We start from the raw sequence: 24278 nt of genomic DNA on the forward strand, positions 1-24278 counted from the left end.
GGCGATCCGTGCACCGAAGGAGAGATCGTGCACCACAACCGTCTGAAGACCGCAGCGCTGCTTGGCCTGCTCAGCGCCCTGATCCTGGCGGTGGGCTACTGGTTCGGTGGCAGTGGTGGCCTGGTCATCGCTGTCGTCATCTCGCTGGTCATGAACGGCGTTTCCTACTTCTACTCCGACAAGCTCGCACTGCGCTCGATGGGGGCGCAACCGGTCACCGAGGCACAGTTCCCCGAGCTGTACCGGATGGTGCGGGAGTTGGCGGCCGACGCCCGGCAGCCGATGCCCCGGCTCTACGTGAGCCCCACCGCACAGCCCAACGCGTTCGCCACGGGTCGTAACCCGCAGCACGCGGCGGTCTGCGTGACCCAGGGCATCACCGAGATCCTCGACTACCGCGAGCTGCGCGGCGTGATCGGGCACGAGCTGTCCCACGTCTACAACCGGGACATCCTGATCTCCAGCGTGGCGGCGGGCCTGGCCAGCATCATCACCCTGCTGGCGAACCTCGCCTTCTTCATCCCGATCGGCGGCGGGGACGACGAGGACCGGCCGAACCCGGCCGTCCTGCTGCTGACCCTGATCCTGGGCCCGATCGCGGCGACCGTGATCCAGTTGGCGATCAGCCGGAGCCGTGAGTTCCAGGCGGACGCCTCGGGCGCCGAGCTGAGCCGCGACCCGCTCGCCCTGGCCAGCGCACTCCGCAAGATCGATGCGGTGGCCCGACGTCGGCCGTTGCCGGCCCAGGGTCAGCTCACCAGCACCGCGCACCTCATGATCGCCAACCCGTTCCGGGGCGGCGGCATGGCGGCGCTGTTCGCCACGCACCCGAAGATGGAGGACCGGGTCGCCCGGCTGGAGCAGATGGCCCGCAACTCGGGGCCGGTGCAGTTCCAGCGCTGACCCCGCTGATCGACGCCTCCGCCCGTACCCGGTCGCCCCGGGTACGGGCGGAGTGCTGTGTCGGAGCCGATAACCGCTGTCTGCCGTCGCACCGTGCCGTTAGGGTCGTAAACGGCTCACACTCATTACATCCTCGGGAGGTCCACCGTGGTCGCGCTGCGTCAGTACCTGGGAGTCTGGCGAATCCCGGGCGCGCCGATGCTGCTGGTCACCGGCATCATCGGGCGGCTCGGGATCGGCATGACCCCGCTGGCGCTGCTCCTGGTGGTCGAGCAGGTGACCGGGCGATACTCGCTGGCCGCCGTGGCAGGCGGGATCTACGCCGTCGCCGGCGCCGCGCTCAGCCCGATAGCAGGGCGGATCGCCGACCGGGTCGGCCCCAGCCCCGTCCTCCTGGTCACCGCCGTGGCCCACCCCCTGGCGCTCACCGGGCTGCTGCTCGCCAGCCGCTCGGGCGACGACGCCCTGGCCGCCATCTACCTCGCCAGCGGCGTGGCGGGTGCCACGTACCCGCCGCTTACCGCCGCCATCCGAGGCGCCTGGAACGACCTGACCGGTCCCAACTCCGGCCGGTACGCCCTGCGCAACACCGCACTGGCCGCCGAGACCACGCTCTTCGAGATCGTCTTCGTGCTCGGCCCGCTGCTGGTCGCCGGCTTCGTCCTGGTCGCCGACGCGGCAGCCGCGCTGATCGGCGCGGCCGTCGTCACCCTGGCCGGCACCACCGCCGTGGCCCTCGGCCAGGTCATGCGCGGCTGGCAGCCGCACCCCAAGGAACACCACGCCAGAGGGCTCGGGCCGCTGCGGGTCGCCGGATTCCCGGCCCTGCTGGTCTGCGTGGCCGGGTTGGGCATCGCGTTCGGCGCCGCCGGCGTGATCGTTCCGGCGTACGCGAGCGGCCACACCACCGACGACCCGGAGAGCCTGGCCGGTCTTCTCCTCGCTGTCTGGGGGCTCGGCAGCGCCGCCGGCGGCGTGTGGTTCGGCGTCCGCAAGCCGGCACCGAACATGACCCGCCAGTTCGCCCTGCTCCTCGCCGCCCTCGCCGGCACCTTCGCGGTGTTCTCGGTGATGCCCACCCCGCTGGCTTTGGGAGTCGCGCTGGTCGTCGGCGGAGCCACCATCGCGCCCGCGCTGACCCTGGAGAACACCCTGGTCGGCCGGATCGCCCCCGCCGGCATGCTGAACGAGGCGTACACCTGGGTCGTCACCGTGGCCGTCGCGGCGAGCGCGGCCGGCGGCTCGGTCGCCGGCCTGATCGTCGACCACGCCGGCGGCGTCCGCTGGGCGTTCCTCTTCGCCGGAGCGGCGGTCGCCGTCGCGGCCGGGGTCGCCGCGCTCCCCGCCGGGCCCATCGCCCGCGCGGAAACCACTGCGGTACGCGCCGAACAGCCCGTCCCCGCCTGACCCGCTGTCTTCTGGCTCGTCTTCTTCGCCGCTTGATCCACGCGGCGCTGTGGGGCAGTGCGCCGTACCCTCGGCTGATGGCCAAGGTTCTGTATTCGGCGACGGCATCACTCGACGGCTACATCGCCGGCCCAGGCGGTGACATGTCGTGGCTGACGGACCACCTCGGGGGTGAGAATCCGACGGCGGAGCGCCTGCTGCACAGTGTCGGCGCGATCCTGGCCGGAAACGGCACGTTCGGCGGCGACGACCCGAACCGCGGCACCGACAGCGAAGGCGCGTTCGGCGGCCAGTACCACGGGCCGGTGTTCGTCCTCACCCACCGGCCCCCGGCCGAGCCACCCGCGGACGTCACGTTCGTCGGTGACCTGCACACCGCCGTCGCCCAGGCCAAGGAGGCCGCCGGGGACAAGTACGTCAACGTCCTCGGCGCGAACGTGGCCAAGCAGTGCATCGAGGCCGGGCTGCTCGACGAGGTCCTCATGTTCTTCGCCCCGGTGCTGCTCGGAGACGGGGTACGCATGTTCGACCACCCGGGCGGCACCAAGGTGCGGATGGTGCGCCTGCCCGGCGAGACCGAACACTGGTACCGCGTCGCCTACTGAGGCCGCTCGCCTTCGGCCTCTCGCCCCTCGCCCACGCCTTACGCCCAAGATCCGCGCAACTTCAGGGATGTTGCTGCCTCCGGCGTGCGGGAGACACCAACATCCCTGAAGTTGCGCGGATCTTGGTGACGAGCATCCGGCGCGGGCGGGGCTCGGAGGCGTCCCGGGCGCTGCCGTTGCAGTATTGGGGCGTGCGGCGGGTTCTGGGCGATGGTTGGTCGATCGATCTCTACGGTGACTGGACGGCTGAGCGCGCCAAAGGCGGCGGCACAACCTGGTGTGCGCCCGGCCGCACGATCCTGGTCGTGCCCGGCGCTCCATGGCGGTGTGCCGATGGGGCGGACATCATCGCCTCGCTCGATGCCCACCTGCCGCCAGGCCCCACCCTCAAGCTGGGTGAGGGGGGCCGAGGCGGGATCGGTCATCGTGCCGCCTGGGTTTACCACCACGACGGCGATGTCGGGTCCACCCTTCACGGCTACACCTTCATCGATGAGACGTACCTGGAGACGGTCTTCACAGACACGCACTCGGGGGACCTCAGGTGGGCCTACGACGCTTGGCGGTCAGTGACTCGATCTGCCACATAGCCGGTCGGCAGATCTCGGGCAGCGACCTTCTGGCGTCAACCCAGGAAGGTGAAGAGGGTTCCCTGAGGTTCCAGGGGCCGCGGAGCGCTTTCGAAACGGTGAACGCCGACAGAGAATCGGACGCCGTCCGGAGCGTGGAACGCCTGCTCCACGAAGCCGGCATCCCGAAACCACTCCCGTACCGTTGGGGTCAGGTCCGGTGCGCGCCGCGTCCTGGTCCAGATCACGGTGGCGCCCTCAGCGCAGATCTGAGGTAGGGCGGCAACGGTTCGCTCTACGTCGGCGTCCGAGATGTTGCCGAAGACCCCGACCATGAGCAGCAGGTCGGCCGGAACCATCCCCGCGTACGACGACAGCCGGCCCGCGTCCGCCTGCCTGATCACGATGTTGGAGAGCCCGGCCTGAGATGCGGCGGCCTGAGCGGCCGCCACATTGCCCGCGTCGTACTCAAGAAGGGTCGCGTGTACGCGCTGAGCATCAGACCTTGAGGCGAGGACGCCGATGAGGTCACGGCCCTGCCCGGCGCACACGCTCACCGCAGTCAGCCGCTCGTCGGAACGCTGCTCAAGCCACGACGCAATGTGCTGCTGAACCAGGCGCAGTCGACGCGACAGCGGGGACGTTTCATCGGCATAGGGCTCATGCCACGCCTGCCAGTATGTCGGGGCGCTCATCCGGGCAACGTTGCCAGGCCGAAGCTCACACCGAGGCCGTCCTGGCCGCCATCAGGCCGTCGGAGGCCGATCGCGGCCGACCAACGACGACCAGGAGTGACGGCGTGCCCAGGCAGCGCCGCCCTTGCCGGGCTGATGGTCCCCGCCCTACCTGTAGTTGTTGAACTGGAGGGCGACGCCGAAGTCCTCGCCCTTGAGCAGTGCGATGACCGCCTGGAGGTCGTCCCGCTTCTTGCCGGTGACTCGCAGCTGGTCGCCCTGGATCTGGGCCTGCACGCCCTTGGGGCCCTCGTCGCGGATCTTCTTGCTGATCGCCTTGGCCTTGTCCGTCTCGATGCCCTGGATCACCTTGCAGTCGATCTTGAAGATCTTGCCGGACGGACGCGGCTCACCGGCGTCCAGCGACTTCAGCGAAATGTTCCGCTTGACCAACTTCTCCTTGAACACGTCCAGCGCGGCACGAACACGCTCCTCGGTCTCCGCCTGAAGACCGATGGCCTCCTCGCCGGACCAGGAGATCTCGGCGCCGGTGCCGCGGAAGTCGAACCGCGTCGCAAGCTCCTTCTCCGCCTGCCGAAGGGCGTTGTCGACCTCCTGGCGGTCAACCTTGCTCACGATGTCGAACGACGGGTTCGCTGCCATGTTTCTGCTCCTGCTGTCCGGCGGTCTGGGCCTGCCGTCGGCCGCCGACCAGCGGCACGACCCCCTGACCGTACCCGGTTGCGTGGGTGCCGGGTGGAGCCGCTATCCTTGCTTCCGCCGCCGCGTTACGACGCGGTGGGGTGCCCTGGCGGGTTGCCCGAGCGGCCAATGGGAGCGGACTGTAAATCCGTCGCGAAAGCTTCAGAGGTTCGAATCCTCTACCCGCCACCAGGTGCAGACACGGCCCCTGACCAGCAGAGATGCTGATCGGGGGCCGTTGTCGTTTGTCTGGCCAAGTCCGGCTGAGTCCAGCCGATGACGACTGGTTGTGGGCAGATGGTGGGCGGGTCGATCTTGCCTCTCAGGGCTCCTCTGGGGGCTGCGAACGTCCGTGCTCCGGGAGTTGCCGGCCCGGCACGATCGCACCTGGAGCCCCGGCTGAGGCTGCTGCGGGCTTAGCTGGCTGCGTAGGTAGCCCGGGGGCAAGCCAGTCCTGGGGTTGGACTGGCGCGGCAGTCGGAAGCCCTGGCCCTCGATCAGATCGGTTCGCCGGCTTCCGTGGCACCTGGCCATGGTCGTGCTGCTCATCGGTCGCCATCTCCGGGCGGCGGTCCGGCGGCAGTCGGTGGCTCTCCGCCCCGGCGCCGGAGGCGGCCGGGGCGGCTTGCCGCCGGCCGGCTCACCGCCCGCGCCGCGCGGAGCGCGGCGCCTTGATCCAGAACAGAGTGAATCGGCAATACATGCTGTGGACTGAGTTTCGCGTGTCCCGAACGCCATGCCGACCTGCGTCTGGTCGCCACTGCGTGGGAAGTTCGACCTGATTGACAGGTTCCGGCCGGCTGCGGCATGAGGGCTCCAACCTCCCGTACGTTGGAGAGCTCAGACCCCCTCCACGGGATAGGAGAGCAGACCACTTCGCGCGAGCATGATCAACACGAGCCCCGGCGTCTGTCCGCCGCATGGTCGATGGACTAGGCTACCGCCGTCTGGAGTCACAAGGGGCCGGGAGAGCTCGTGAAGGCGCACGTCGGTGGTGAGACTTTCGCTCAGGCTAGCCTCCTAGCCAACCTCCGGTCCTCCGTTGAGCCACGTAATCGGCCTCTTTCACCGAAGCGTCCTCCGACAGAGTTAGCCGGCCTTGCTGACCTCTTCCCCTACTATGCAGGCTTCTCGTTCGAGTGGGCCCGTGAGACCCTCCTCAGTGCCAGCGGGGGACTGGCAGGGGTGGTGTTGGATCCCTGGAATGGAAGCGGCACCACCACTCTGGCTGCTCAGATGGCCGGCATGCCGTCTGTTGGTGTTGACTTGAATCCCGTCGCGAATATTGTGGCGCATCTCCGCGCCAATATTGCGCCCGCCAGCCTATTGACTAGTCCGCCGAATGCAGACATTTGTGCTGAAGATGATCCGTTGCTCGCCTGGTTCAGTCCACCCACGGCTTCGCGTCTTCGGAGTTGGTCTTCTCTCGCGACTTCCTCCCCCCAAGGCGTCAGGGCGTTGGCGCTGGTCGCCCTGTTCCGCGTTGTTCGAGAGCTGACAAGAAGCTTCCAGGGAAGCAATCCGACATGGGTAAGACGGACCTCTCCGGATAGGCCGCAGGTAGCGATTGAGTCGGAAGAGTTAGACGCGCTGCTACTTAAGGAACAGCGAGATATAAGTAAGCGGCTTGAATCTCACATGAGGGTTGGTGTGAGGCCCATCTTAGTGAATTCATCAGCGAAGGCGCTTCCGATTGCCAGCGATTCGATTGACCTCGTCCTCACGTCGCCGCCGTACCTCACTAGAATCGATTACGCCGTGGCGTACGCGCGTGAGCTCGCTGTTCTCGGGACTGACATCCTGGCAAACAGGAGTCTCCGCGAGCATCTGATGGGAACCACTCTGATCCGCCCTGTGGATGCGCGGTTGGGAGCCATCTACGGACCCACAGCGAATCAATTGGTGAAAGCTATCTCCGAACATCAGAGTAAAGCCTCGCGCGGGTACTACCTGAAGCAGGCCTGTCAGTATCTTAACGACTTGGTCGACAGCTTAGATGAAATTAGTCGCGTGTGCAAAAAAGGTGCAGTGGCGATTTTCGTCGTGCAAGACTCGTACTACAAGGACGCACCTATTCGACTAGCTGATATTTGCGAAGAGGAGGCCAATTTGCGGGGTTGGACGACCACAGAGAAGCGGCCCTTCGAGGTAAGTCGAACCCTCACTTCTCTAAACAAGGCCGCAAAACTGTATCCGAAGGGGAAAGTGTCGGAGACCGTGCTTACGCTGAAACGTGTGTAACATGATCGGCCGGAACGATGCCCTATCGACTTGCCAGGTAGAACCCCGGACCTTGGCACTCTCCTTCGATCCATGATAGGAAGTCAGACCAGCGATCTTCCCAAACCTGAATTAGGGCCATGATCTCGTCATGGCTGTACCGGCGACCGACCTCTTCCGGTGTCAGTCGACCGTGGGCAATCCCGTTTCGTTGCTCGACCACGGCGTTTATCTGCTCCCAAACCTCTCGTAAGATAGGCGCTGGATTACCGAAATCGAATACGTCGCACAGCAGCTTCACCTGAGAGGACTTCATGAAGCTGCCGTCATCTGGAAAGAGTTCCTTGTTCAGCTCGCGTGCTGGACGGTCGGACAGGGCCCCTACTAGTTGGGGGCCTGCTGCCTTCCAAAGCTTCTTGCGCCCCCCGTCAGCCAAGCTCATTAACTCGCCATGTACCAGGAACAGCTGAATTCCTGGCTTTAGTCTTCTGGCTCGAGCCCGAGACCGCGCCGCAGCTTCAAGAAGACTTCTGCAGAGGCTGGTCAGTAGGTTTTCGTAGGCCGCAAACAGGAGCAGGATCGCTAACCCTCGAGCCTCACGGGAGACATCCGCGGGAGGGGTGAAGCTTTGGTCGTCATCCTCAGCTAGGGGAAGCAGTCTTGGCTGAGTAGCCTCGACCAAGCGCCTCGCTACTTCCACTCGCTCGTGGAGGGCTTGGCGGTGGGATTCGCAGTCAAGCTTAGGACTCAAGGAACTTATCCCTGCAGTACTCGATCCGGCCCCTGACTCTTGCACGCGTGTTTGTGGCACCAGAGACGAATGGTCGAAGTTCGGGTCCGTTAATCCAGCTCACGTCAACCGGCGCGGCAAGTCTCGGGCGCTCTTGAAGGGCCAACGCCGCGCCAACAGCGACACCTTCGAACAGGTTTACGGGAGTTAATCCCTTTCGACTCCGGATACCCTCGGGAAAGCATTTGGCCAGGAATCTGAAGGTGTTTTCAAAAACTTTGGTCCGCCGAGGTACATCTGGTTTCCCCTGCGCAGCAATGGTGAAGTCATCCAAGAAACCCTTCACTGCGTGTTCAAAGTTCAGGTAGTTCTCGAGGTATGCAAAGAATCGCAGCACGAACTCCTCGCGAGTGCCGTCCATCTGGTTGCTCTCTGCAAGCCGAATTGCCGAATTGAAGCTCTCGTGGGCCGCAAGCGTCTCGAGCATGTCGATAAAAGGTCCGCGGAACACGCACTCTCTAACCTCTTGATGGGTTAGTCGTATTCCGCCCGTGTTGATTCGCTCAAACAGGTCGAAGCGAACGCGGACATCACTCTTATCATTTAGTACTACCACCTTTAGCGGCCTGTCTTCGAACAAGGATTGCAGATCGCCCGGAAGGGTCGAGAACTCCGCGCCCTCAAAGGTTGGCAATTTGTCCAGCTCTGCGAGGCGAAGGGATCGTTCAGAAATCCCGATTCTATTCTTGGCCTTCTCGCTGCCTGCAAAGCGGACCAGAGTGGTGACCCGCTGTAGCCCATCGACGACCTCCCAGCTGTTAGCCTGCCCCGCTTCGGCATTCGTAGCCATGAACAGTGGAGGCACAGGAATCCCGAGGAAGATTGATTCAACTAGTGCCGACTGCCTGGCCGCGTCCCAGCGGAACTTGCGCTGGTAGGCGGGAGCGACATCGATGCGGCCCCTCTCCACTCTTCTAAGTAGCTCGTCCACGGTAACGTCGTAAGTATCGAAGTCGACCTGGCGGCGCTGCTTACTCAACTCCTTGCGCTGTGCAAGGGCATTGTTGCTCAACTTTATTTCCTTTCTCAGGTTGCTAATGCTGGATGCCTTCTGCTGTCTCGGGCAGTCGATAACTTCTGACGACTGTCCTGGCTCCCCCGTTTTGGTGCATAACGCTCTCCTGTTCGATCAGGATTGTTCCGGCCGCGACACCGAGAAGCGCCGCTAACTCTGTATCGGCCGGAATCTCGCGTTGGTGTGTTGCTGAAGCGCAATGCTGGGCCAAGGGTTGCGCGTTGGCCATGGCGTAAGTTCCCCTGCCGTGTTCGGTGTTGGCTACACCAAGTTCTCGTAGAGCAGCTATTGCCTGCCGGATGGTGCCACGGCTTACTTGGAACTCCGCTACGAGTGCGCTCTCGGCCGGCAGAAGGGCTCCAGGTGGAATGGCTCCGCTCTCGATGCGTCTTCTCAGCGCCTCAGCAATGAGGCGGTACCGAGGCTGGCCGTAGTGCGGGGTGGGCACGCGTTCACCGTACCTGGCACTTGTCTTACCAAGTGTCAACCAAGAGGCCTAATTCGATGACTGGACAACTCGTTCACTTGTAGATACGTTTCTAGGTGTGCGGCTGGGGTGACGGCTCGTGTCAGGGGTGGTCCCGCGCCGGTCCTGGTCGCACCTGATGCGCGGCGTCCTGTCGGACCGGTTGCGGTAGCCGCGCGTACAAGTCGGCTCGGCGATACCCGACCCGTCCGGCGTCGGACGGTGCGCCGTGCCTTCATCCGGGCCGGTGGCCGGCCGCATTCCCCCGTAGCTGGCCACCGGTCCCCGCCTACCTGTGGAGGTGCGATGTCCGGCTCCCATCGTCGACACCATTGGCTCTCGTCCCGGTGGTCTCGGAGGCGCCCATCTGCCCGGCGTGCCACCAGCAACGTTCAGTCGAGTCCACGCGCGGGATCTACTACCTCCTCGCCGCAGTGGTCGACGGGTGTCACCCGCGAATTGCCAGCGCTCCGGTACGCGCCCTTGATGACGCGAGCCCAGCTCTTCCGAGGCAACGGCGGGCGGTGGCCGCGATGAGTCATACGAACAATCCGGCTGCCGTCACGAGCCATCCGGACTGGTGCGCCCCGGATCGCTGCGGCTATCTGGTGCCGCCGGTGATGACGCACATGGCCCGCCGTCATCGCGGCCCCATGCAGCGGGTCGGCGAGAGCCGGGCGGGCGGGCTCGTCGTCACGTACCTCATCAGCAGTGAGGCTCTGGGTGTTCCCATGGTCGGCGTTCACGTGACGTGCCGGGCCGGGAACGCCTGGGCGGAGCTGTCCTTGCCGCAGGCAGCCCAACTGGTCGAGCAACTTCGCGGGTCGCTGGCACAGGTCACCGGGCAGCAGGGGGCCGGCGATGAGTGAGGGCGCTGCCGTTCCAGAGAGTCGGTCGCCGTCGTCGATCGCGCCGGTCGTGTGCCCGGTCTGGTGTCGAGGCTGTGGACCGAACGACCCGATGCACCGCGGGTTTCTCTCCACCATCGGACGGGAGCGGACCGGCTGGGTCACCGTCCAACTGGTCGTTGACAGATTTGCCCGTCGGGACCTAGCCGTGAAGCTTGACGCGACCCGGTACGGCGCGACGCAGACCGTACTCCTGTCGCCTGCGCAGGTGGACCGGCTCATTGACGAGCTGGTATACGCCCACCTGGAAATGCTGCCACCGGCAGATGGTGGCGAGCCGGCCGGAGAGACGCAGTGAACGCCAACACCCGTCGGGGCTCAGTCGATCCTCGTACTCCTGGCCTGCGCCCTGCGCGGCCACCGCGCGCCCCCGTAGCCGTACCGCTGGTTCCTGAACGGCCCGCGGGCGGGACCACCTGGCAGACGTTGGAACGTCTAGGGGGTACGGTGACCGGTGTGCAAGGCCGGGACTGGCGCCCTCGCTACCTGCAACTCGCGGAGGAGTTGCGGGCGAAGATCGTGAGCGGCGAACTAGCCCCCGGCACTCTCATGCCCAGCGAAACCGAGTTGGCCGACACCTCGGGCCTCTCGCGCACCAGCGTCCGCAACGCCATCCGACAGCTTCGCGAATGGGGCCTGGTCCGCGCGGAGCAGGGCCGCGGCACTTACGTGCGGGCACCCCGCCAGCGGGTACGCCGCCGTAACACCGAGCGGTACCAGTGGGAGAAGGATCGCGTCCTACTCGACGAGGACGAGCGGCTGAAGACTGGCGCCACCGAGCACGACACCGGCCTGACCGTCGACGACCTGAAGTTCCACGCCGAGTACTCCCGGGTGGAGGCGGATGCGGAGATGGCCGCGGCCTTGCAGGTCGAGCCGGGTACGCCGTTGCTGCGCCGGGTCTACTGGACGTCGTCGCGGCACGAGAACGCGCCGCTGACCGTGTCGTACTCCTACCTGCCGTACGACCTGGTGGCCGCGAACCCGGATCTGCTCGACGCGGGCAGGGAACCGTGGCCGGGCGGCACGCAGCATCAGCTCTACACGCTCGGCATCGAGTTGGACCGGATCGACGACGAGATTCGCGCTCGCCCGCCGTCGCCCGACGAGGCCGAGTTGCTGGACATCGACCCGGGCGTCTCCGTGCTCACCGTTCGGAAGACCTCGATCGACACCACGGGTCGTGTCGTCGAGGTCGCCGACGTGGTGATGCCGGGCGACCGCACCGAGCTTGTCTACTCCCACAAACTCCAGCGGTGGAAAACTTGACGCAGCTCGTCTCGGTCATCACCCCGGTCCACGCGCCCAGCATCGAGCACGTGCCTGGCGCCTACGAGTCGTTGGCCAAGCAGGAGATGCCGGCCGGGTGGGACTGGGAATGGCTCGTCCAGGAGGACGGGCAGACCGGTGCCCTGGTCGACGCGCTGCCCGATGATCCCCGGATCAGTCTCGGCACCGGCCGTCCAGGTGGGCCTGGTGTTGCCCGTACCCTCGCTCTTTCCCGAGTCTCCGGGGAACTCATCAAGGTCCTGGACGCCGACGACCAGTTGACCCCCGGCGCGCTCGCCCGGGACATCGCCGCGTTCGACGCGCACCCGCAGATCGGCTGGACCACCTCGCGGGTACTCGACCTGCTGCCCGACGGGTCGACCGCCGGATGGGACAAGGACCCAGCTGGCGGGGTCATCGACCGCGGTTCGGTCCTGTCGTTCTGGCAGGCCAACGAATACCGCGCATCGGTGCACCCAGCGACCCTGTGTCTGCGCCGGGATCTCGTCTTCGCCCTGGGCGGCTGGATGGCCCTGCCCGCCTCCGAGGACACCGGCCTTCTGCTCGCCGCCAACGCGGTCACCGCCGGGTACTTCACCCGGGAGTACGGCTTGCTCTACCGCAAGTGGCCCGGCCAGGTCACCAGCCAGGCCGCCCACCGGGAACCGGCCGAGTACCAGGCACGAATGAGAATCATCGAGGCCAGGGCGTTGGCTCTGGCCTCGATGATCCCGAACGGCTTCGGCGGCAGCGCTACGGCGTAGCCTCGTGCCCCGGCATCCCGTGGGTACGCCGCCGCTCCTTCATCTCCGCCTCGAAGATGTGCCGCCGACCGCCGGCCAACTTCTCCCGCGCGTCCCGCTCAATCTCCCGGAACGCGGCGTAGTAGCCGTCGTCGAACTCCTCCACGATCTGGAACGTCCACCGGCCGGGTAGCACGTTGCGGCCCAACAGCTCGTGCTCGACCCGGTCGGCCATTTCGTCGTGCCCGGCCTCGTGGAGCAGCTCCACCACCCGGTCAAGGGTGAGATCCGCGCCGCCGACGAGCTGGTGCACCGAGTACAGGTGACCCCGTACCCGGTGAACAGTCTCCAGAGCCTTGCTCAACTCTCCTAGCGCTTCGACCGTCATATCGTCCAAGCCGCTTGGTCGAGAATGAACCCCATCGACTGCTGGGCTTTGTCGTTCGTTTGCCATGCATCATAAGTACCCCGAACCAGGTCCGAGTACCGCGAGTTGCCTGTCCGGCTTAGATGCAATTCCTCCGGATGTCCCTGTCGCTCTTACGGTCGAGGGTGGCCGGTCGCTGCTGAATCGTGACTCTCGTCTGCATGTCGACCGTGACGATAGCTGGCGCGTCGCACTTGTGGTTTGACCTGCTCGGGTCACGGCCAGCGGCGATTATCTTCACTACAGCTCCGCCAATTATTTGAATTAGAATGATTAGCAGGTTGTCGCTGCCTGCGCGCATCCAATCGATAAAGTCTGCCAGGTGTTCTGTCATATAAATCCCTTCAACCTCATTTCGGTTAACCTTCTGTTTGCGCGATTGCGCCAATAGCTCAGATCGTAGCACCCTTCTATCCATTCCTGTCAAGGGTGTGGCCGCTTTGCTAATTGTTTAAAGTGTAATCATGGATGGAATTTGCCTCCTTCTTTTGCATGCCAGAGTTTCGCTGAGCCGCATTTGTAATTGAATTGAATAGCGCGAGTTTGCTGCGGGTCGAAGATGGACTAAAAGCCCAAATCGGTGGAGCGCCCATGTGGGCTCAGGCGGGGTTGGTTGTTGACTTGTCTGCCAAGTGCCATCTACCTTGGATCGCAACTTGGCAGACAAGTTAACAAGTTGGAGGTTGAGCGATGGCTCTGCGAGGCGGCACGAGATTCGCGGTGCGGTGTGAGGACGTGTTTCCGGCGGGGTGCGCGTTGGTGCCCGAGTCTCTGGGCGAGGTCGAGGACTACGACGAGAAGACCGGCCGGCGTAGCCCGGCAAAGGACAAGCTGACCGGCCAGCGGGTGTGGCAGGTCCGGGTCATGGACCTGGATCCGGAGCTGGGGAAGCGGTCGCGGGAGACGACGGTGAAGATCTCGGCGGACTACCAGCCGGTGCCGCCGACGGGTGGCCTGTTCGAGGCGGTCGAGTTCGACGGCATGACGGTCACGCCGTACGTGGGCAACAACGGCCGGATGGCGTACTCGCTGCGGGCGACCGGGATGCGAGCCCCGGCGGGCGTGGCGACGAAGGCGGCGCAGTAGCCGCATTTGGTGTGGGCGGGGCTGTCAGGTCTTGGCGGACGGCAGCCCCGCCCTCTGTCTCTTTCCCCTGCTCTGTCGAGAGAGGTAGTGACATGTCCAAGCGTATGCCTGCCGTCCTGCGGCGACCCACAGTGGCGGGTGCCCGATGATGCGCCGGCCTCGTGGCGAGGTCGTGATGACCACCGCCGGGGACCTGATGGTGATCCGGCCGCGCCGGCTGGAGCTGCCTGTCTGGCTGATCGCGATCGGCCTGGCGCTGCGGTGGCTGTGGCGGGGCCTGTGGTGGTGCCTTCGCCACCCGGTCGCTGTCGGCCTGGTCGTGGCCGGGGTGAGCCTCTACCGCGAGTTCGGCCGGGCCGGCGTGATCATGCCCGTGGTCCTGGCCGCCGCCGTGTCGGCGCTGTGGCGGTGGCGGCGCGAGTCGTCTTGGTGGACCTGGTGCGCCGGCCCGATCCTCGGTCGATTCCGTCAGCTCTTCGTTTACCGGCGGGCCTGGCGTGAGGCGATGACGCTGTGCGGCCTGGCCAAGGTGTACGACCACCGCACGGTCCTGCCGGAGCTGCTGCGGGTCCGCTCGGATCAGGCGCTCGACGTGCTGACCATCCGCATGGTCCGCGGCCAGACACCGGAGGAATTCCAAAAGGCAACGGCAAACCTCGCGTACGCCTTCGGCCGGCGACACGCCCGGGTCTACTCCGAGCGCCCCGATGATCCGCCGATCCGGTCGGGCTACTGGGCGTTGGTCCTGGGCGCGGTGGACCGGCTGCGGTTCCGGGATCGTCCGTCGGTGGTCTATCTGGTGGTGGTCCGCACGGATGCGCTGCGCACCCTGGTCGATCCGTTCGACGTCCCGTCGGTGCCCGACTTCACCGCTCTGCCCCTGGCGCGCCGGGAAGACCTGCGGCACTGGTGCCTTCACCTGCTCGCCACGCACGTACTCATCGGCGGCGCCACTCGCTCCGGTAAGGGCTCGGTGCTGTGGTCGCTGGTTCGAGTCCTGGCCGGCGGTATCTCCTCCGGCCTGGTACGGCTCTGGGTGATCGACCCCAAGGGCGGCATGGAGTTCGCGATGGGCCGGCCGTTGTTCGCCCGGTTCGCCTGCAAGTCGTTCGAGGCCATGGCCGATCTGCTCGACGAGGCCGTGACGGTGATGCGGGAGCGGCAGACCCGGCTTGCCGGCGCGGTGCGGGTGCACACGCCAACTCTGGATGACCCCCTGGTCGTGGTCGTCATCGACGAGATGGCGGCACTGACCGCGTACCTCCAGGACGTTGACCTGCGCAAGCGCATCGCCGGGTCGCTCGGGTTGCTGCTGTCGCAGGGTGCCGGCGTTGGCGTCCTGGTGGTGGCGGCGTTGCAGGACCCCCGCAAGGAGGTGCTGCCGTTCCGGGACCTGTTTCCGACCCGGATCGCTCTCGGCCTGACCGAGGCCGCTCAGGTCGACCTCGTGTTGGGTGATGGTGCCCGCAACCGGGGTGCCCTCGCCGACCAGATGCCGCGCTGGGCCAAGGGCGTCGGCTACGTGATCCTCGACGGCACCCCCGAGCCGGCCCGGGTCCGCTTCTCCTACATCTCCGACGACCACATCCGGGAGCTGGCCGCGGAGTACCCGGCGCCGGCCGACGCGGCGGACATCCTCGCCCAGGTCGGCCGGGAAACTGCCACCGAACCGTCCCGGCCGCCTCTGCCCCGGCAGCGTCGCGGACCACTGCTGCCCGACTCGCTGTTGAACATCCTCGACCGGGAGACCGACGGGGGTGAGCCGCGGTGACCGGCCGGACCTTCTACCGGCTCCGGGCACCCGGCGCCGACGGTGCCACCAGCACGGCCGTCTCCGTGCGCGTCGACCCCGCCCGGCCTGACGCGTACCCGGTCTATCTCGCCGTTGGTGGCGGCCGACGCCGCATGTACCTGACCCCCGACGAGGCATGGGCGCTGTGGCGCTGCCTCTCCGAAGCGGTGGCCTCCCTCGGCGAGCCACCCGACCACATCCGTACCCGCGTCGCCCCGGCCCGGAGGTAACCGATGTCCCTCAAGAGCTTCTTCCTCGGCACCCACCGCCTCAAGCCCCTGCACATCGAACTCAACGGCTCCCCAGACCGACTCGCCGGTGCCCTGCACGGCCTGGCGCACATGGTCAACCGCCGCCGAGACCTCAACGGCCAACAGATCTGCATCATCCTGACCGTCCGCGACACCAGGGGCGGCCGATGATCCGGGAACGCGCCGAATCCGGTGTACGGGTGCTGATCCTGCTCGCCATCGGCACCATGGCCGGCGCCGCCGCCTTCACCCACGTCCACGACCTGACCGTCGCCCACGGCCAACCCGACTGGATCGGCTGGGCCAACGCCGTAGCGGTCGAGCTGATGGCCATCTACCTGGGCCTTGAGATCCGCGCCCGCCGTCGTGCCGGTCGCTCCGTCGGCCTGGTCGGCGTCCTCCTGGTCGCGTTCGCGCTGCTCTCCCTCGCCGCCCAGGTCGCCGAAGCCGAACCGTCCGTCTGGGGCTGGATCGTCGCGGCAGTGCCGTCGCTGGCCTTCCTCGCCCTGGTGAAGGTCGTCCTCTCCAGCGAACCCGCTACTCCGCCGGCATCCGAGCCCGATCAGCCGCAGGGCGATTGGTACGACGAGCCGCAGCATGTTGAACCCGCGCCGCCGGCTCCGGTGATGCCGCCGGCATCAGCCGCGGTGCTGCCTCCGGTCGGCGTCGTCCAGCACAACCGGCCCCAGGTCGTCGGGATCATCCGATGACGGCTCCCACCCTGCCCGGTCTCGAACCCGCCCCGACCCCGCCTGTTCCTCGGCCGGGGTCGCGGGCGGCCCGCATGGCGCTGCCCCGCTCGATCGACGTCCTTAAGGACATCGCTATCGAGTACGGCGTCTGCATTCGCCCGCTCGCCATGCGCCGCACCGACCTCGACACCGGCCTGACTGAAGTCATCGACCTGCCCTGCGGCGCGACCCGTGAGGACAAGTGCCCGCCGTGCGCCAAGAAGAACCGCCGGCTACGGCAAGCCCAGATCCGCGAGGGTTGGCACCGCGACGACGAGCCGCTACCCGGCCCGGAACCCGCAACCGAGGCGCAGAAGTCCCTGATCCTCTTCCGCGCACACCTGGAGTTCTCCCGCGACGAGGCGGTCAGGGCGGCCCAGTGGGACCAGGTGAACGACCTCGACGAGGCGATCCGCGAGGTAGAGGAAGCCATCGCCGTTGAGGGCCTGCGCGGGCGCGTCGGGCCACCACACACCACCGACGACGAGGACCAGGACGACGAACCCGGCCCACGGCGCAAGCGCTCCACCAAGCGGCGCCAAGATGCCCCCGAACTGCCCCGGCGCAAGGTCGAGCGCCGCACCGTCGGCAAGACCTATACCGCCCCGGACGGCTCCACCTACCAACCGTCCATGTGGCTCACGCTCACCCTCGACTCCTACGGCCCGGTCCGCCCCGACGGCACCCCCGTCAACCCCGCCCGCTACGACTACCGCCGCGCAGCCTGGGACGCCGTGCACTTCCCCCGGCTCCTCGACCGGTTCTGGCAGAACCTCCGACGGTGCGAGGGCTGGAACGTCCAGTACGCCGGCTGCGTCGAACCGCAACGCCGCCTCGCCCCACACGCGCACTTCGCCATCCGGGGCACCATCCCTCGCGACGTGCTCCGAACCGTGGCGGCGGCGACCTACCACCAGGTGTGGTGGCCCTCGGTCGACGTCCAGCGCTACACCCTCGACCGGCTCCCGATCTGGGCCGAGCAGGCAGCGGCATGGGTCGACCCGGACACCCGCGAGCCACTGACCACCTGGACGGAAGCCCTCGACGCCATCGACGACGACCCGGACGCCGAGCCTGTGCACGTCGTGCGCTTCGGCGCCCAGGTCGACGCCCGCGGCGTCATGCCCGGCACCGAGGACGCCGAGCGGACCATCCGGTACGTCACGAAATACATCACCAAGCACACCGGCGACTGCCACAAGGCGACGACCGACCGGCAACGCAAGCACCTCGACCGGCTCTGGCAGCAACTCCAGCTGACCCCCTGCACCGACCGGTGCGCCAACTGGCTGCTCTACGGCGTCCAGCCCAAGAAGGCGCACGCCAAACTCAAGCCCGGCCGCTGCAAGGGCAAGGTCCACCAGCGCGACACCCTCGGCATCGGCGGCCGGCGCATCCTCATCTCCCGCGACTGGTCCGGCAAGACCCTCGCCGACCACAAGCACGACGTGCGCGCCTGGGTCCGGGCACTGCTCGGCGTCACCACCGACGGCACGCAGCTCGTCGACGACCAGGGCGACACCACCGAACGGGTCCGGCACGCCTGGGAGCTTGCCCGACCCGATGACCCGGACGTCGGCCCGATGACCCACCGGCTCATGCGTTCGATCAGCGAACGGGCGCGCTGGCGCTCCGAACTGCTCGCCGCCAAGGACCGGGCCGCACAGGAGTCCCCAGATCTTTCGGCAACTCAGCACAGCGCACAGCACGACGGGGAGGAAACGCAGTGAACGAGGAGTTGTTGACCGTGCCGGAAGTGCTCGCCGAGCTGCGCGTACCGCGCTCGACCTGGTTCTACTGGCGGCAGACCGGCAAGGGACCACGGGTGATCAAGCTCCCGAACGGGCAGCTGCGGGTCCGCCGGTCGGCGCTCGGTCGGTGGCTCGGCGACCTGGAGCAGGACGCCGCATGAAGAGCTACGAGGTCCAGATCTGGGAGATCGCCAAGCGCGCCGACCGGAAGGCTCGGCCGTGGCGGGTTCGCTGGGCGGTGAGCGGCCAACGCTTCGAGGACATGTTCCGTACCAAAGCCCTGGCGCACTCGTTCCGCGCCGAGCTGGTCCAGGCGGCCAACGCGGGGGAGCCCTTCGACCCGGCCACCGGCCGCCCGGTCTCCGAGGCCAGAACCAAGAACCCCACCACCTGGTACGCGCACAGCCGCGCGTACGTCGAGATGAAGTGGCCGCGGGCGGCGGCCAAGACCCGGCGCTCGATCGTCGAAGCGCTGACCTCCATCACGGTGACTCTGACCCGGCCGACCAAGCGGGGCCGACCGACTGACGCTCTACTCCGGGAGGCGCTGTACCTCTACGGCCTCAACCCGCGCCGCTGGTCCGACGAGATTCCGCCCGAACACTCGGCGGCGCTGGCCTGGCTGGAAACCGCGTCCCTCCCGGTCGTCGAGCTGGACTCGCCCGCGATGGTCCGCCGCGTCCTCGACAGCCTGTGCGTACGCCTCGACGGCAAGCCCGCGGCTGCCTCCACCGTCCAGCGGAAGCGGGCCACCTTCTACAACGTGCTCGGGTACGCCGTCGAGCTGGAGCTGATCGCCTCCAACCCGGTCGACCGGGTCCAGTGGACCGCCCCCGAGGTCGCCCAGTCCATCGACCGGCGGGTGGTGGCGAACCCGGCCCAGGTGGCCACGCTGTTGGAGGCGGTGAAATCTCTCGGCAAACGGGCTGACAAGGTCACCGCGTTCTTCGGCTGCCTCTACTACGCGGGGATGCGCCCTTCGGAAGCCGCGGACCTACGGCGGGAAGACTGCGACCTCGCCGGCCGGTGCACCGACTGCGGGGCCGACTTCGACGACCTGGCGGCGGTGAAGCCCTCCCGGTCCTGCGAGCACGAGAAGATCGAATACCGCTGGGGTCGCCTAGTGCTCGCCGGCACCTCGCCGCGCGCCGGGTCGCACTGGACCGATGACGGCGGTTCGCACGAGCGACGCGGACTCAAGCACCGGGGAAGGGCTGAGACTCGTACGGTCCCGATCCCGCCTCGGCTCGTCAAGCTGCTGTGCGCGCACGTCGATAATCACGGGGTCGGCTCGGACGGCCGATTCTTTCGTGGCTTGCACGGTGGACCGCTCTCCGAGTCGGTCTATGACCGGTGGTGGAAGCTTGCCCGTGAGCGTGTCATGACCGATGCTCAGGTCGCGTCGCCGCTCGTCCGCCGGCCCTACGACCTGCGTCACGCGGCGGCCTCGCTCTGGCTGAATGCCGGCGTCCCGCCGACCGAGGTCGCCCGGCGTCTGGGCCACGGCGTCGCCGTCCTGCTCCGGGTCTACGCCAACTGCATCGACGGGGGAGACGACACCATGAACGACAAGATCGGCGATGCCCTCGGGTGACGTTGCTGCCGGCTTGGGCGATGTTCGCGGACGTCCTAATGAGCGCTGATGTGGACGAGGTGCGCTAGAAGGAGGGGGTGGATTTGCCCGCGTCGCAAAACTCAACCCCGTCCGAGGTTCGTGTCACGGTTAGTTCGATTCCAGCCATTGATAGTCGCGTGCCAGAGCTACGCCTCTGGGGTATCCGTCGATCAATCGCTTTGGCTGTCGCAACTGCGTTGCTGCTAGTCGGGGGCCTGATTGCTGCGGCTCTCGGCTTCGCCGGTTGGCCTGGCCTTGAGCGGGGTGCAACCGTCACCGCGGCGACGCTGTTCGACCTCTTGAAGCTCGTCTTTGCCGTTGTGGCGGGCATCGGTGGTGTTGCCGCCTTGGTGGTCGCCTACCGCCGGCAGCGAGTAGCGGAGCACACGAACGCGCTGGCGGAATTCGCTCACCAACTGGCGCATGCTGCTGACCTGCGTGCCGAAGTCACCAAGGCTCTCGCTGAGGCAGCCGACGGACGCGCCAAGATCGAGACTGACCGCAACGGTGTCCGGCTGTTCAACGAACGCTTCGCCAAGGCATCCGAGCAACTCGGGTCGGAGAAAGCGGCCGTACGCCTCGCGGGCGTCTACGCCATGGCCGGACTTGCCGATGATTGGCGTGGAGGGCGGCAGACCTGCATCGACGTCCTCTGCGCCTACCTCCGCATGCCCTACACCCCGCCCTCGGATACCTCTGACGAGATTCCGGTACCGGGCGACGGTGAGGCGCCGATCGTGGATGCGGAGACGGTGCGGGCGGCTCGCGAGGAACGGGAGGTGCGACATACGGTCATGCGCCTCATCGGCAGGCACCTACGTCTTGCCGAAGACGATGCGACCTCATGGTGTAGCTACGACTTTGACTTCACGGGCGCAGTCTTCGACGGCGGGAACTTCTCGGGTACGACGTTCAGCGGTGGGGAGGTGTCCTTCGTCGGCGCGACGTTCAGTGGTGGGCGGGTGTTCTTCGACGATGCGACGTTCAGCGGTGGGGCGGTGTACTTCGATGACGCGACGTTCAGTGGTGGGTGGACCTTCTTCGACGGTGCAACGTTCAGCGGTGGTCCGGTGTTCTTCATCCGGGTGGCGTTCAGTGGTGGGCGGGTGTCTTTCAGTGGGGCGACGTTCAGTGAGGGTGCGTCCTTCGTTGACGCAACGTTCAGTGGCGGACAGGTGTTCCTCGACGCTGTGAAGATCGACCGGTGGGCGTCTTTCAACGGAGCGACGTTCAGCGGCGGAAGAGTGTCCTCCGCCGGGGCGACGTTCAGTGAGGGTGCGTCCTTCACCGAGGCGACGTTCAGCGGTGGGGAGGTGTCCTTCAGCAGCGCGACGTTCGAAGTGCCACCCACGTTCGACGATTGGCCCGGTAGGCGTCCTCCTGATGGTGTCCTCCCCCAGGAATGGTGAGCATCCTTGAGCGTGGGCAGATGGTGGGCAGTGGGTGGTCCGGCACTGCCCTGGTAGAGAAAAATGGCAGGCTGGGAGCGCCGATCGAGCCAAGATCGCGAACGCCCTGTAAATCCGTCGCGAAAGCTTCAGAGGTTCGAATCCTCTACCCGCCACCAGGTGCAGACACGGCCCCTGACCAGCAGAGATGCTGATCAGGGGCCGTTGTCGTTCGTCTGGCTGAGTCCAGGCGTTGACGACTGGTTGTGGGCGGGCCGATCTTGTTCCTGCCGGTCGACGTCAAGCGGCCGAGCGCGGGTTCCTGGACTCAAGCAGATCGGTCCTGGGCACCTCCGACGACCGGCTTCCGTACCCCCTTGTTGTGGTCGGGCTCGTCGGCTCCGGGCCCGGAACGTCCACGGACGAGCAGGATGGCCTGGTGAAGCGAGACACCCTGATCGTCCTGCTCGGCGTTGAGGACGGCGACGTCTACGAGTCATGCCGTGGCGCTTTACGAGCGGGTGACGACTTCACGGTCTTCGACGGGGCGGCACCTATTGGGGCCCTGGTCACCATCTACCGGCGTCGAGAGCGTCACACACGTTCGCGTGGCTTCCGGACGCTCGGATTCGTCCAGGCCTTAGATCGGCTGGTCTCGGCCGAGGACTTGGGAGAGTTGCTGATCGGTCAGGTTGGCGGCGACGGGACGGCCTGGTTCCACCAACTCTTCCTTGCACCTGACGGCTCCCGCGTCGTCGCCTGCTTCGCGGTTGGTCAGGACAGGGAAGTCGCTTCAGGCCCGTAGCCGGCGGATCGACTGCCCCCAACTCGGCGCGGGGGCGGAAGCTTACGGGCGGTCTGCCGCCCGCGCGGGCGGCGAGAGGGAGGACCAAGAACCCACCACGTGGTACGCACACAGCGCCCGTACCCCGAGATGAAGTGGCCGCCAAGACCCGGCGCTCGATCATCGAGGCGCTGACCCTCATCACGGTGACCTGACCCGGTCGGCCAAGCGGGGCGGACCGACTGACGCCCTACTCCGGTGGGGTGGGTGATCGGAAATCGGCCCGCCCGGTCGTCGGCCGCTGCGAAACTTAGCGGGTGCCAGCACCACCGGCGCTCGGCGCGCCGGCTGACTCGACCCGTTAGGTGGCGAAGATGTCCGCCGACAACGAAATCCGTCCCTTCCGGCTCGACACGCCGGAGGAGGCTCTCGCTGACCTGCGCCGCCGGATCGCGGCCACGCGTTGGCCCAGCCGCGAGCTCGTCACCGACCGCTCTCAGGGCGTGCAGTTGGAGACGATCCAGGAGTTGGCCCGTTACTGGTCGACCGATTACGACTGGCGTGCGTTCGAGGCCAAGCTGAACGCGCTGCCGCAGTACACGACCACCATCGACGGGGTTGAGATCCACTTCATCCACGTCCGTTCTCAGCACGAGGACGCCCTGCCACTGATCATGACGCACGGATGGCCGGGTTCGGTCGCCGAGCTGCTGGGGGTCATCGGTCCACTCACCGACCCGACCGCGCACGGCGGTTCTCCCGAGGACGCGTTCCACCTGGTGTTGCCGTCCCTACCGGGGTACGGGTTCTCGGGGGAGCCAACCGACCCGGGCTGGGACTCCGCCCGCATGGCGCAGGCGTGGGCGACGTTGATGGACCGCCTCGGCTACGCGGGCTACGTCGCCCAGGGTGGCGACGTGGGCGCTGCGGTCACGGATGCGATGGGCCGGCAGGGGCCCGAGGGGCTACTCGGCATCCACGTCAACCTGCTCGCCGGGGCGATCGGTATCAAGGATCAGTTGCCGTCCGGTTCTGAGCAGGAACGTGCGGCGCATGACGCGCTCAACCTGTTCACGATGGACGGTTTCGGCTATTTCCTTGAGCAGTCCACCCGGCCGCAGACGATCGGCTACTCACTGCTGGACTCACCCGTCGGGCTGGCCGCCTGGATGCTCGACCACGACACGGACAGCTACTACAAGATTTCCCGCGCGTTCGTCGACGGCGAGCCGGCCGGAGGGCTCACCCGAGACACCATCGTCGACAACATCACGTTGTACTGGTTGACCGGTACCGGTGCTTCGTCGGCCCGCTGGTACTGGGAGTTCGGCCGTTTCCTGGCCGCAGCCCAGGCCTCTGGTCAGGCTCCTCCGCCGGTCACGGTCCCGGTTGGCTTCACGACGTTCCCGGGGGAGATCTGGGCCGCCCCACGCAGCTGGGTCGAGGCCGTCTACCCCGGCGTCGCGTACTTCAACGAAGCGGCCAGCGGCGGTCACTTCGCGGCCTGGGAGGAGCCGGAGCTCTTCTCCGCCGAGGTGCGGGCGGCATTCCGGCCGCTGCGATAACCCGGACTTCGTACCGCTTGTCGAGGGACTTCGATGGCGCGTTTGAAAGCGTCAGGCATTTCGATGAATTCGTTCTGCGAATCGTGGCGATTGGGGCCGCTCGCCCCACCACAATCGTAAGAAGTTCCCTGAGCAGCGGCATTCTTACGGAACGTCGCACCAGCCAGTGGCCAGACGAGGGCTTTCGGGCCTGCCTTCCGCCGGATGCCGGCCGTCGTCAAAACAGAAGCAACCTGGCCGGTGGCCGGAACGCCCCCTTCCCTGGCAAGGCCGATGTCGACCAGCGGCGACGGCGCGACGTCGGGACGGAACGTCATCGGGTCGGCGCGGACGACAATGGGCTCTGCCCGAGAGAGGCTGTCGGGCCGAGGGTGCGGGCCGGGTGCCGAGCGGGCCTGGTCATCCCCTCCCGCCCCGTCCTCTCGGTAGGCCACCCAATCAGCGGATCGAACAAATTCTCTGCGTCCCGGTCTCCACCGGCTGGGAGATAGCGGCTAGTCTCACCACCGGGGGTGCGTAGGGGGTCTGGGGTCGAACCACACGGCGTGCGCGGTCCGGACCGGAGGCTCAGCTCTCCACCGCCAGGACGGGCTCTCGCCTTGGTCCTGAAGAGCTGG

The 24278-nt window shown here is 66.7% G+C and carries 25 protein-coding genes and 1 tRNA gene; 20 read left to right on the forward strand and 6 right to left on the reverse strand.

Features of this window, described 5'->3' with window-relative positions; all coding sequences use genetic code 11:
* Nucleotides 1–27 precede the first annotated feature (27 nt).
* The 3 genes from htpX to FHU34_RS04695 all read left to right on the forward strand — a co-directional run bounded on the left by htpX (nucleotide 28) and on the right by FHU34_RS04695 (nucleotide 2915).
* Nucleotides 28–903, forward strand: coding sequence for a zinc metalloprotease HtpX (gene htpX / locus FHU34_RS04685; protein ID WP_145778864.1), 876 nt, complete (start codon nucleotides 28–30; stop codon nucleotides 901–903).
* 147 nt (nucleotides 904–1050) lie between these two features.
* Nucleotides 1051–2310 carry an MFS transporter gene (locus FHU34_RS04690; RefSeq protein WP_145778865.1) on the forward strand — a complete coding sequence of 420 codons (1260 nt, stop codon included), beginning with the start codon at nucleotides 1051–1053 and terminating at the stop codon, nucleotides 2308–2310.
* Nucleotides 2311–2387: 77 nt separating this feature from the next.
* On the forward strand, nucleotides 2388–2915 hold the full coding sequence (locus FHU34_RS04695; RefSeq protein ID WP_145778866.1) for a dihydrofolate reductase family protein: 528 nt from the start codon (nucleotides 2388–2390) through the stop codon (nucleotides 2913–2915).
* A 625-nt stretch (nucleotides 2916–3540) separates the two neighbouring features.
* On the opposite strand, the gene FHU34_RS04700 is transcribed toward FHU34_RS04695, so the two are convergent.
* Together FHU34_RS04700 and FHU34_RS04705 are read right to left on the reverse strand one after the other, a co-directional pair.
* A complete protein-coding gene (locus tag FHU34_RS04700) occupies nucleotides 3541–4179 on the reverse strand; it encodes a class I SAM-dependent methyltransferase family protein (RefSeq protein ID WP_145778867.1) in 639 nt (212 codons plus the stop codon).
* 147 nt (nucleotides 4180–4326) lie between these two features.
* Nucleotides 4327–4821: a YajQ family cyclic di-GMP-binding protein gene (locus tag FHU34_RS04705; protein WP_088987555.1), complete on the reverse strand. Its 495-nt coding sequence runs from the start codon at nucleotides 4819–4821 to the stop codon at nucleotides 4327–4329.
* A gap of 147 nt (nucleotides 4822–4968) precedes the next feature.
* Between FHU34_RS04705 and FHU34_RS04710 the strand changes: the two genes are divergently transcribed.
* A tRNA-Tyr gene (locus FHU34_RS04710) sits at nucleotides 4969–5052 on the forward strand.
* Between the two features lie 993 nt (nucleotides 5053–6045).
* On the forward strand, nucleotides 6046–7101 hold the full coding sequence (locus FHU34_RS04715) for a site-specific DNA-methyltransferase (RefSeq protein ID WP_145778868.1): 1056 nt from the start codon (nucleotides 6046–6048) through the stop codon (nucleotides 7099–7101).
* A gap of 22 nt (nucleotides 7102–7123) precedes the next feature.
* Here FHU34_RS04715 and FHU34_RS04720 read toward each other — a convergent pair whose 3' ends face one another.
* The 3 genes from FHU34_RS04720 to FHU34_RS34210 all read right to left on the reverse strand — a co-directional run bounded on the left by FHU34_RS04720 (nucleotide 7124) and on the right by FHU34_RS34210 (nucleotide 9333).
* Entirely contained in the window at nucleotides 7124–7522 is a 399-nt protein-coding gene (locus tag FHU34_RS04720) for a hypothetical protein (RefSeq protein ID WP_145778869.1), read from the reverse strand.
* A 298-nt stretch (nucleotides 7523–7820) separates the two neighbouring features.
* Nucleotides 7821–8882, reverse strand: a complete 1062-nt coding sequence (locus FHU34_RS04725; RefSeq protein ID WP_167524760.1) for a GmrSD restriction endonuclease domain-containing protein — start codon at nucleotides 8880–8882, stop codon at nucleotides 7821–7823.
* Nucleotides 8883–8904: 22 nt separating this feature from the next.
* Complete coding sequence (locus FHU34_RS34210; RefSeq protein WP_167524761.1) at nucleotides 8905–9333, reverse strand: GntR family transcriptional regulator; 429 nt, start codon at nucleotides 9331–9333, stop codon at nucleotides 8905–8907.
* A 551-nt stretch (nucleotides 9334–9884) separates the two neighbouring features.
* On the opposite strand from FHU34_RS34210, the gene FHU34_RS33545 reads away from it, so the two are divergent.
* The 4 genes from FHU34_RS33545 (at nucleotide 9885) to FHU34_RS04750 (ending at nucleotide 12292) form a co-directional block, all read left to right on the forward strand.
* The gene (locus FHU34_RS33545) at nucleotides 9885–10220 is read left to right on the forward strand and encodes a hypothetical protein (RefSeq protein ID WP_244311551.1); all 336 of its coding nucleotides are present in this window, start codon (nucleotides 9885–9887) and stop codon (nucleotides 10218–10220) included.
* 187 nt (nucleotides 10221–10407) lie between these two features.
* A complete protein-coding gene (locus FHU34_RS33550; RefSeq protein WP_244311552.1) occupies nucleotides 10408–10557 on the forward strand; it encodes a hypothetical protein in 150 nt (49 codons plus the stop codon).
* A gap of 149 nt (nucleotides 10558–10706) precedes the next feature.
* Nucleotides 10707–11528: a GntR family transcriptional regulator gene (locus FHU34_RS04745; RefSeq protein ID WP_145778872.1), complete on the forward strand. Its 822-nt coding sequence runs from the start codon at nucleotides 10707–10709 to the stop codon at nucleotides 11526–11528.
* Nucleotides 11516–12292: a glycosyltransferase family 2 protein gene (locus tag FHU34_RS04750; RefSeq protein ID WP_244311553.1), complete on the forward strand. Its 777-nt coding sequence runs from the start codon at nucleotides 11516–11518 to the stop codon at nucleotides 12290–12292. Before FHU34_RS04745 ends, FHU34_RS04750 begins: the two co-directional genes overlap by 13 nt.
* Here the strand turns inward: FHU34_RS04750 and FHU34_RS04755 are convergent.
* On the reverse strand, nucleotides 12282–12725 hold the full coding sequence (locus FHU34_RS04755; protein WP_145778873.1) for a hypothetical protein: 444 nt from the start codon (nucleotides 12723–12725) through the stop codon (nucleotides 12282–12284). The genes FHU34_RS04750 and FHU34_RS04755 overlap by 11 nt on opposite strands.
* Nucleotides 12726–13388: 663 nt before the next feature.
* Here FHU34_RS04755 and FHU34_RS04760 point away from each other — a divergent pair.
* The 11 genes from FHU34_RS04760 to FHU34_RS04810 all read left to right on the forward strand — a co-directional run bounded on the left by FHU34_RS04760 (nucleotide 13389) and on the right by FHU34_RS04810 (nucleotide 23661).
* Nucleotides 13389–13784, forward strand: a complete 396-nt coding sequence (locus FHU34_RS04760; RefSeq protein ID WP_091402451.1) for a transcriptional regulator — start codon at nucleotides 13389–13391, stop codon at nucleotides 13782–13784.
* A gap of 148 nt (nucleotides 13785–13932) precedes the next feature.
* On the forward strand, nucleotides 13933–15555 hold the full coding sequence (locus tag FHU34_RS04765) for an FtsK/SpoIIIE domain-containing protein (RefSeq protein ID WP_244311554.1): 1623 nt from the start codon (nucleotides 13933–13935) through the stop codon (nucleotides 15553–15555).
* The gene (locus FHU34_RS04770) at nucleotides 15552–15806 is read left to right on the forward strand and encodes a hypothetical protein (RefSeq protein WP_145778875.1); all 255 of its coding nucleotides are present in this window, start codon (nucleotides 15552–15554) and stop codon (nucleotides 15804–15806) included. Before FHU34_RS04765 ends, FHU34_RS04770 begins: the two co-directional genes overlap by 4 nt.
* A gap of 3 nt (nucleotides 15807–15809) precedes the next feature.
* Complete coding sequence (locus FHU34_RS04775) at nucleotides 15810–15998, forward strand: hypothetical protein (RefSeq protein WP_112671649.1); 189 nt, start codon at nucleotides 15810–15812, stop codon at nucleotides 15996–15998.
* Nucleotides 15995–16537 carry a DUF2637 domain-containing protein gene (locus FHU34_RS04780; protein WP_145778876.1) on the forward strand — a complete coding sequence of 181 codons (543 nt, stop codon included), beginning with the start codon at nucleotides 15995–15997 and terminating at the stop codon, nucleotides 16535–16537. The genes FHU34_RS04775 and FHU34_RS04780 overlap by 4 nt, the downstream gene beginning before the upstream one ends.
* Nucleotides 16534–18288 (forward strand): replication initiator, encoded by a 1755-nt coding sequence (locus tag FHU34_RS04785; RefSeq protein ID WP_145778877.1) that lies wholly within the window; start codon nucleotides 16534–16536, stop codon nucleotides 18286–18288. Before FHU34_RS04780 ends, FHU34_RS04785 begins: the two co-directional genes overlap by 4 nt.
* Nucleotides 18285–18470 carry a helix-turn-helix transcriptional regulator gene (locus FHU34_RS04790; protein ID WP_030329852.1) on the forward strand — a complete coding sequence of 62 codons (186 nt, stop codon included), beginning with the start codon at nucleotides 18285–18287 and terminating at the stop codon, nucleotides 18468–18470. Before FHU34_RS04785 ends, FHU34_RS04790 begins: the two co-directional genes overlap by 4 nt.
* The gene (locus tag FHU34_RS04795; RefSeq protein ID WP_145778878.1) at nucleotides 18467–19903 is read left to right on the forward strand and encodes a tyrosine-type recombinase/integrase; all 1437 of its coding nucleotides are present in this window, start codon (nucleotides 18467–18469) and stop codon (nucleotides 19901–19903) included. Before FHU34_RS04790 ends, FHU34_RS04795 begins: the two co-directional genes overlap by 4 nt.
* Nucleotides 19904–20061: 158 nt before the next feature.
* Nucleotides 20062–21333, forward strand: coding sequence for a pentapeptide repeat-containing protein (locus FHU34_RS04800; protein ID WP_145778879.1), 1272 nt, complete (start codon nucleotides 20062–20064; stop codon nucleotides 21331–21333).
* A gap of 418 nt (nucleotides 21334–21751) precedes the next feature.
* Nucleotides 21752–22117 (forward strand): hypothetical protein, encoded by a 366-nt coding sequence (locus FHU34_RS04805; RefSeq protein ID WP_145778880.1) that lies wholly within the window; start codon nucleotides 21752–21754, stop codon nucleotides 22115–22117.
* 353 nt (nucleotides 22118–22470) lie between these two features.
* Nucleotides 22471–23661, forward strand: coding sequence for an epoxide hydrolase family protein (locus FHU34_RS04810; RefSeq protein ID WP_145778881.1), 1191 nt, complete (start codon nucleotides 22471–22473; stop codon nucleotides 23659–23661).
* Nucleotides 23662–24278 lie beyond the last annotated feature (617 nt).

This window comes from Micromonospora taraxaci, assembly GCF_007830095.1.
Taxonomy (GTDB): Bacteria; Actinomycetota; Actinomycetes; order Mycobacteriales; family Micromonosporaceae; genus Micromonospora; species Micromonospora taraxaci.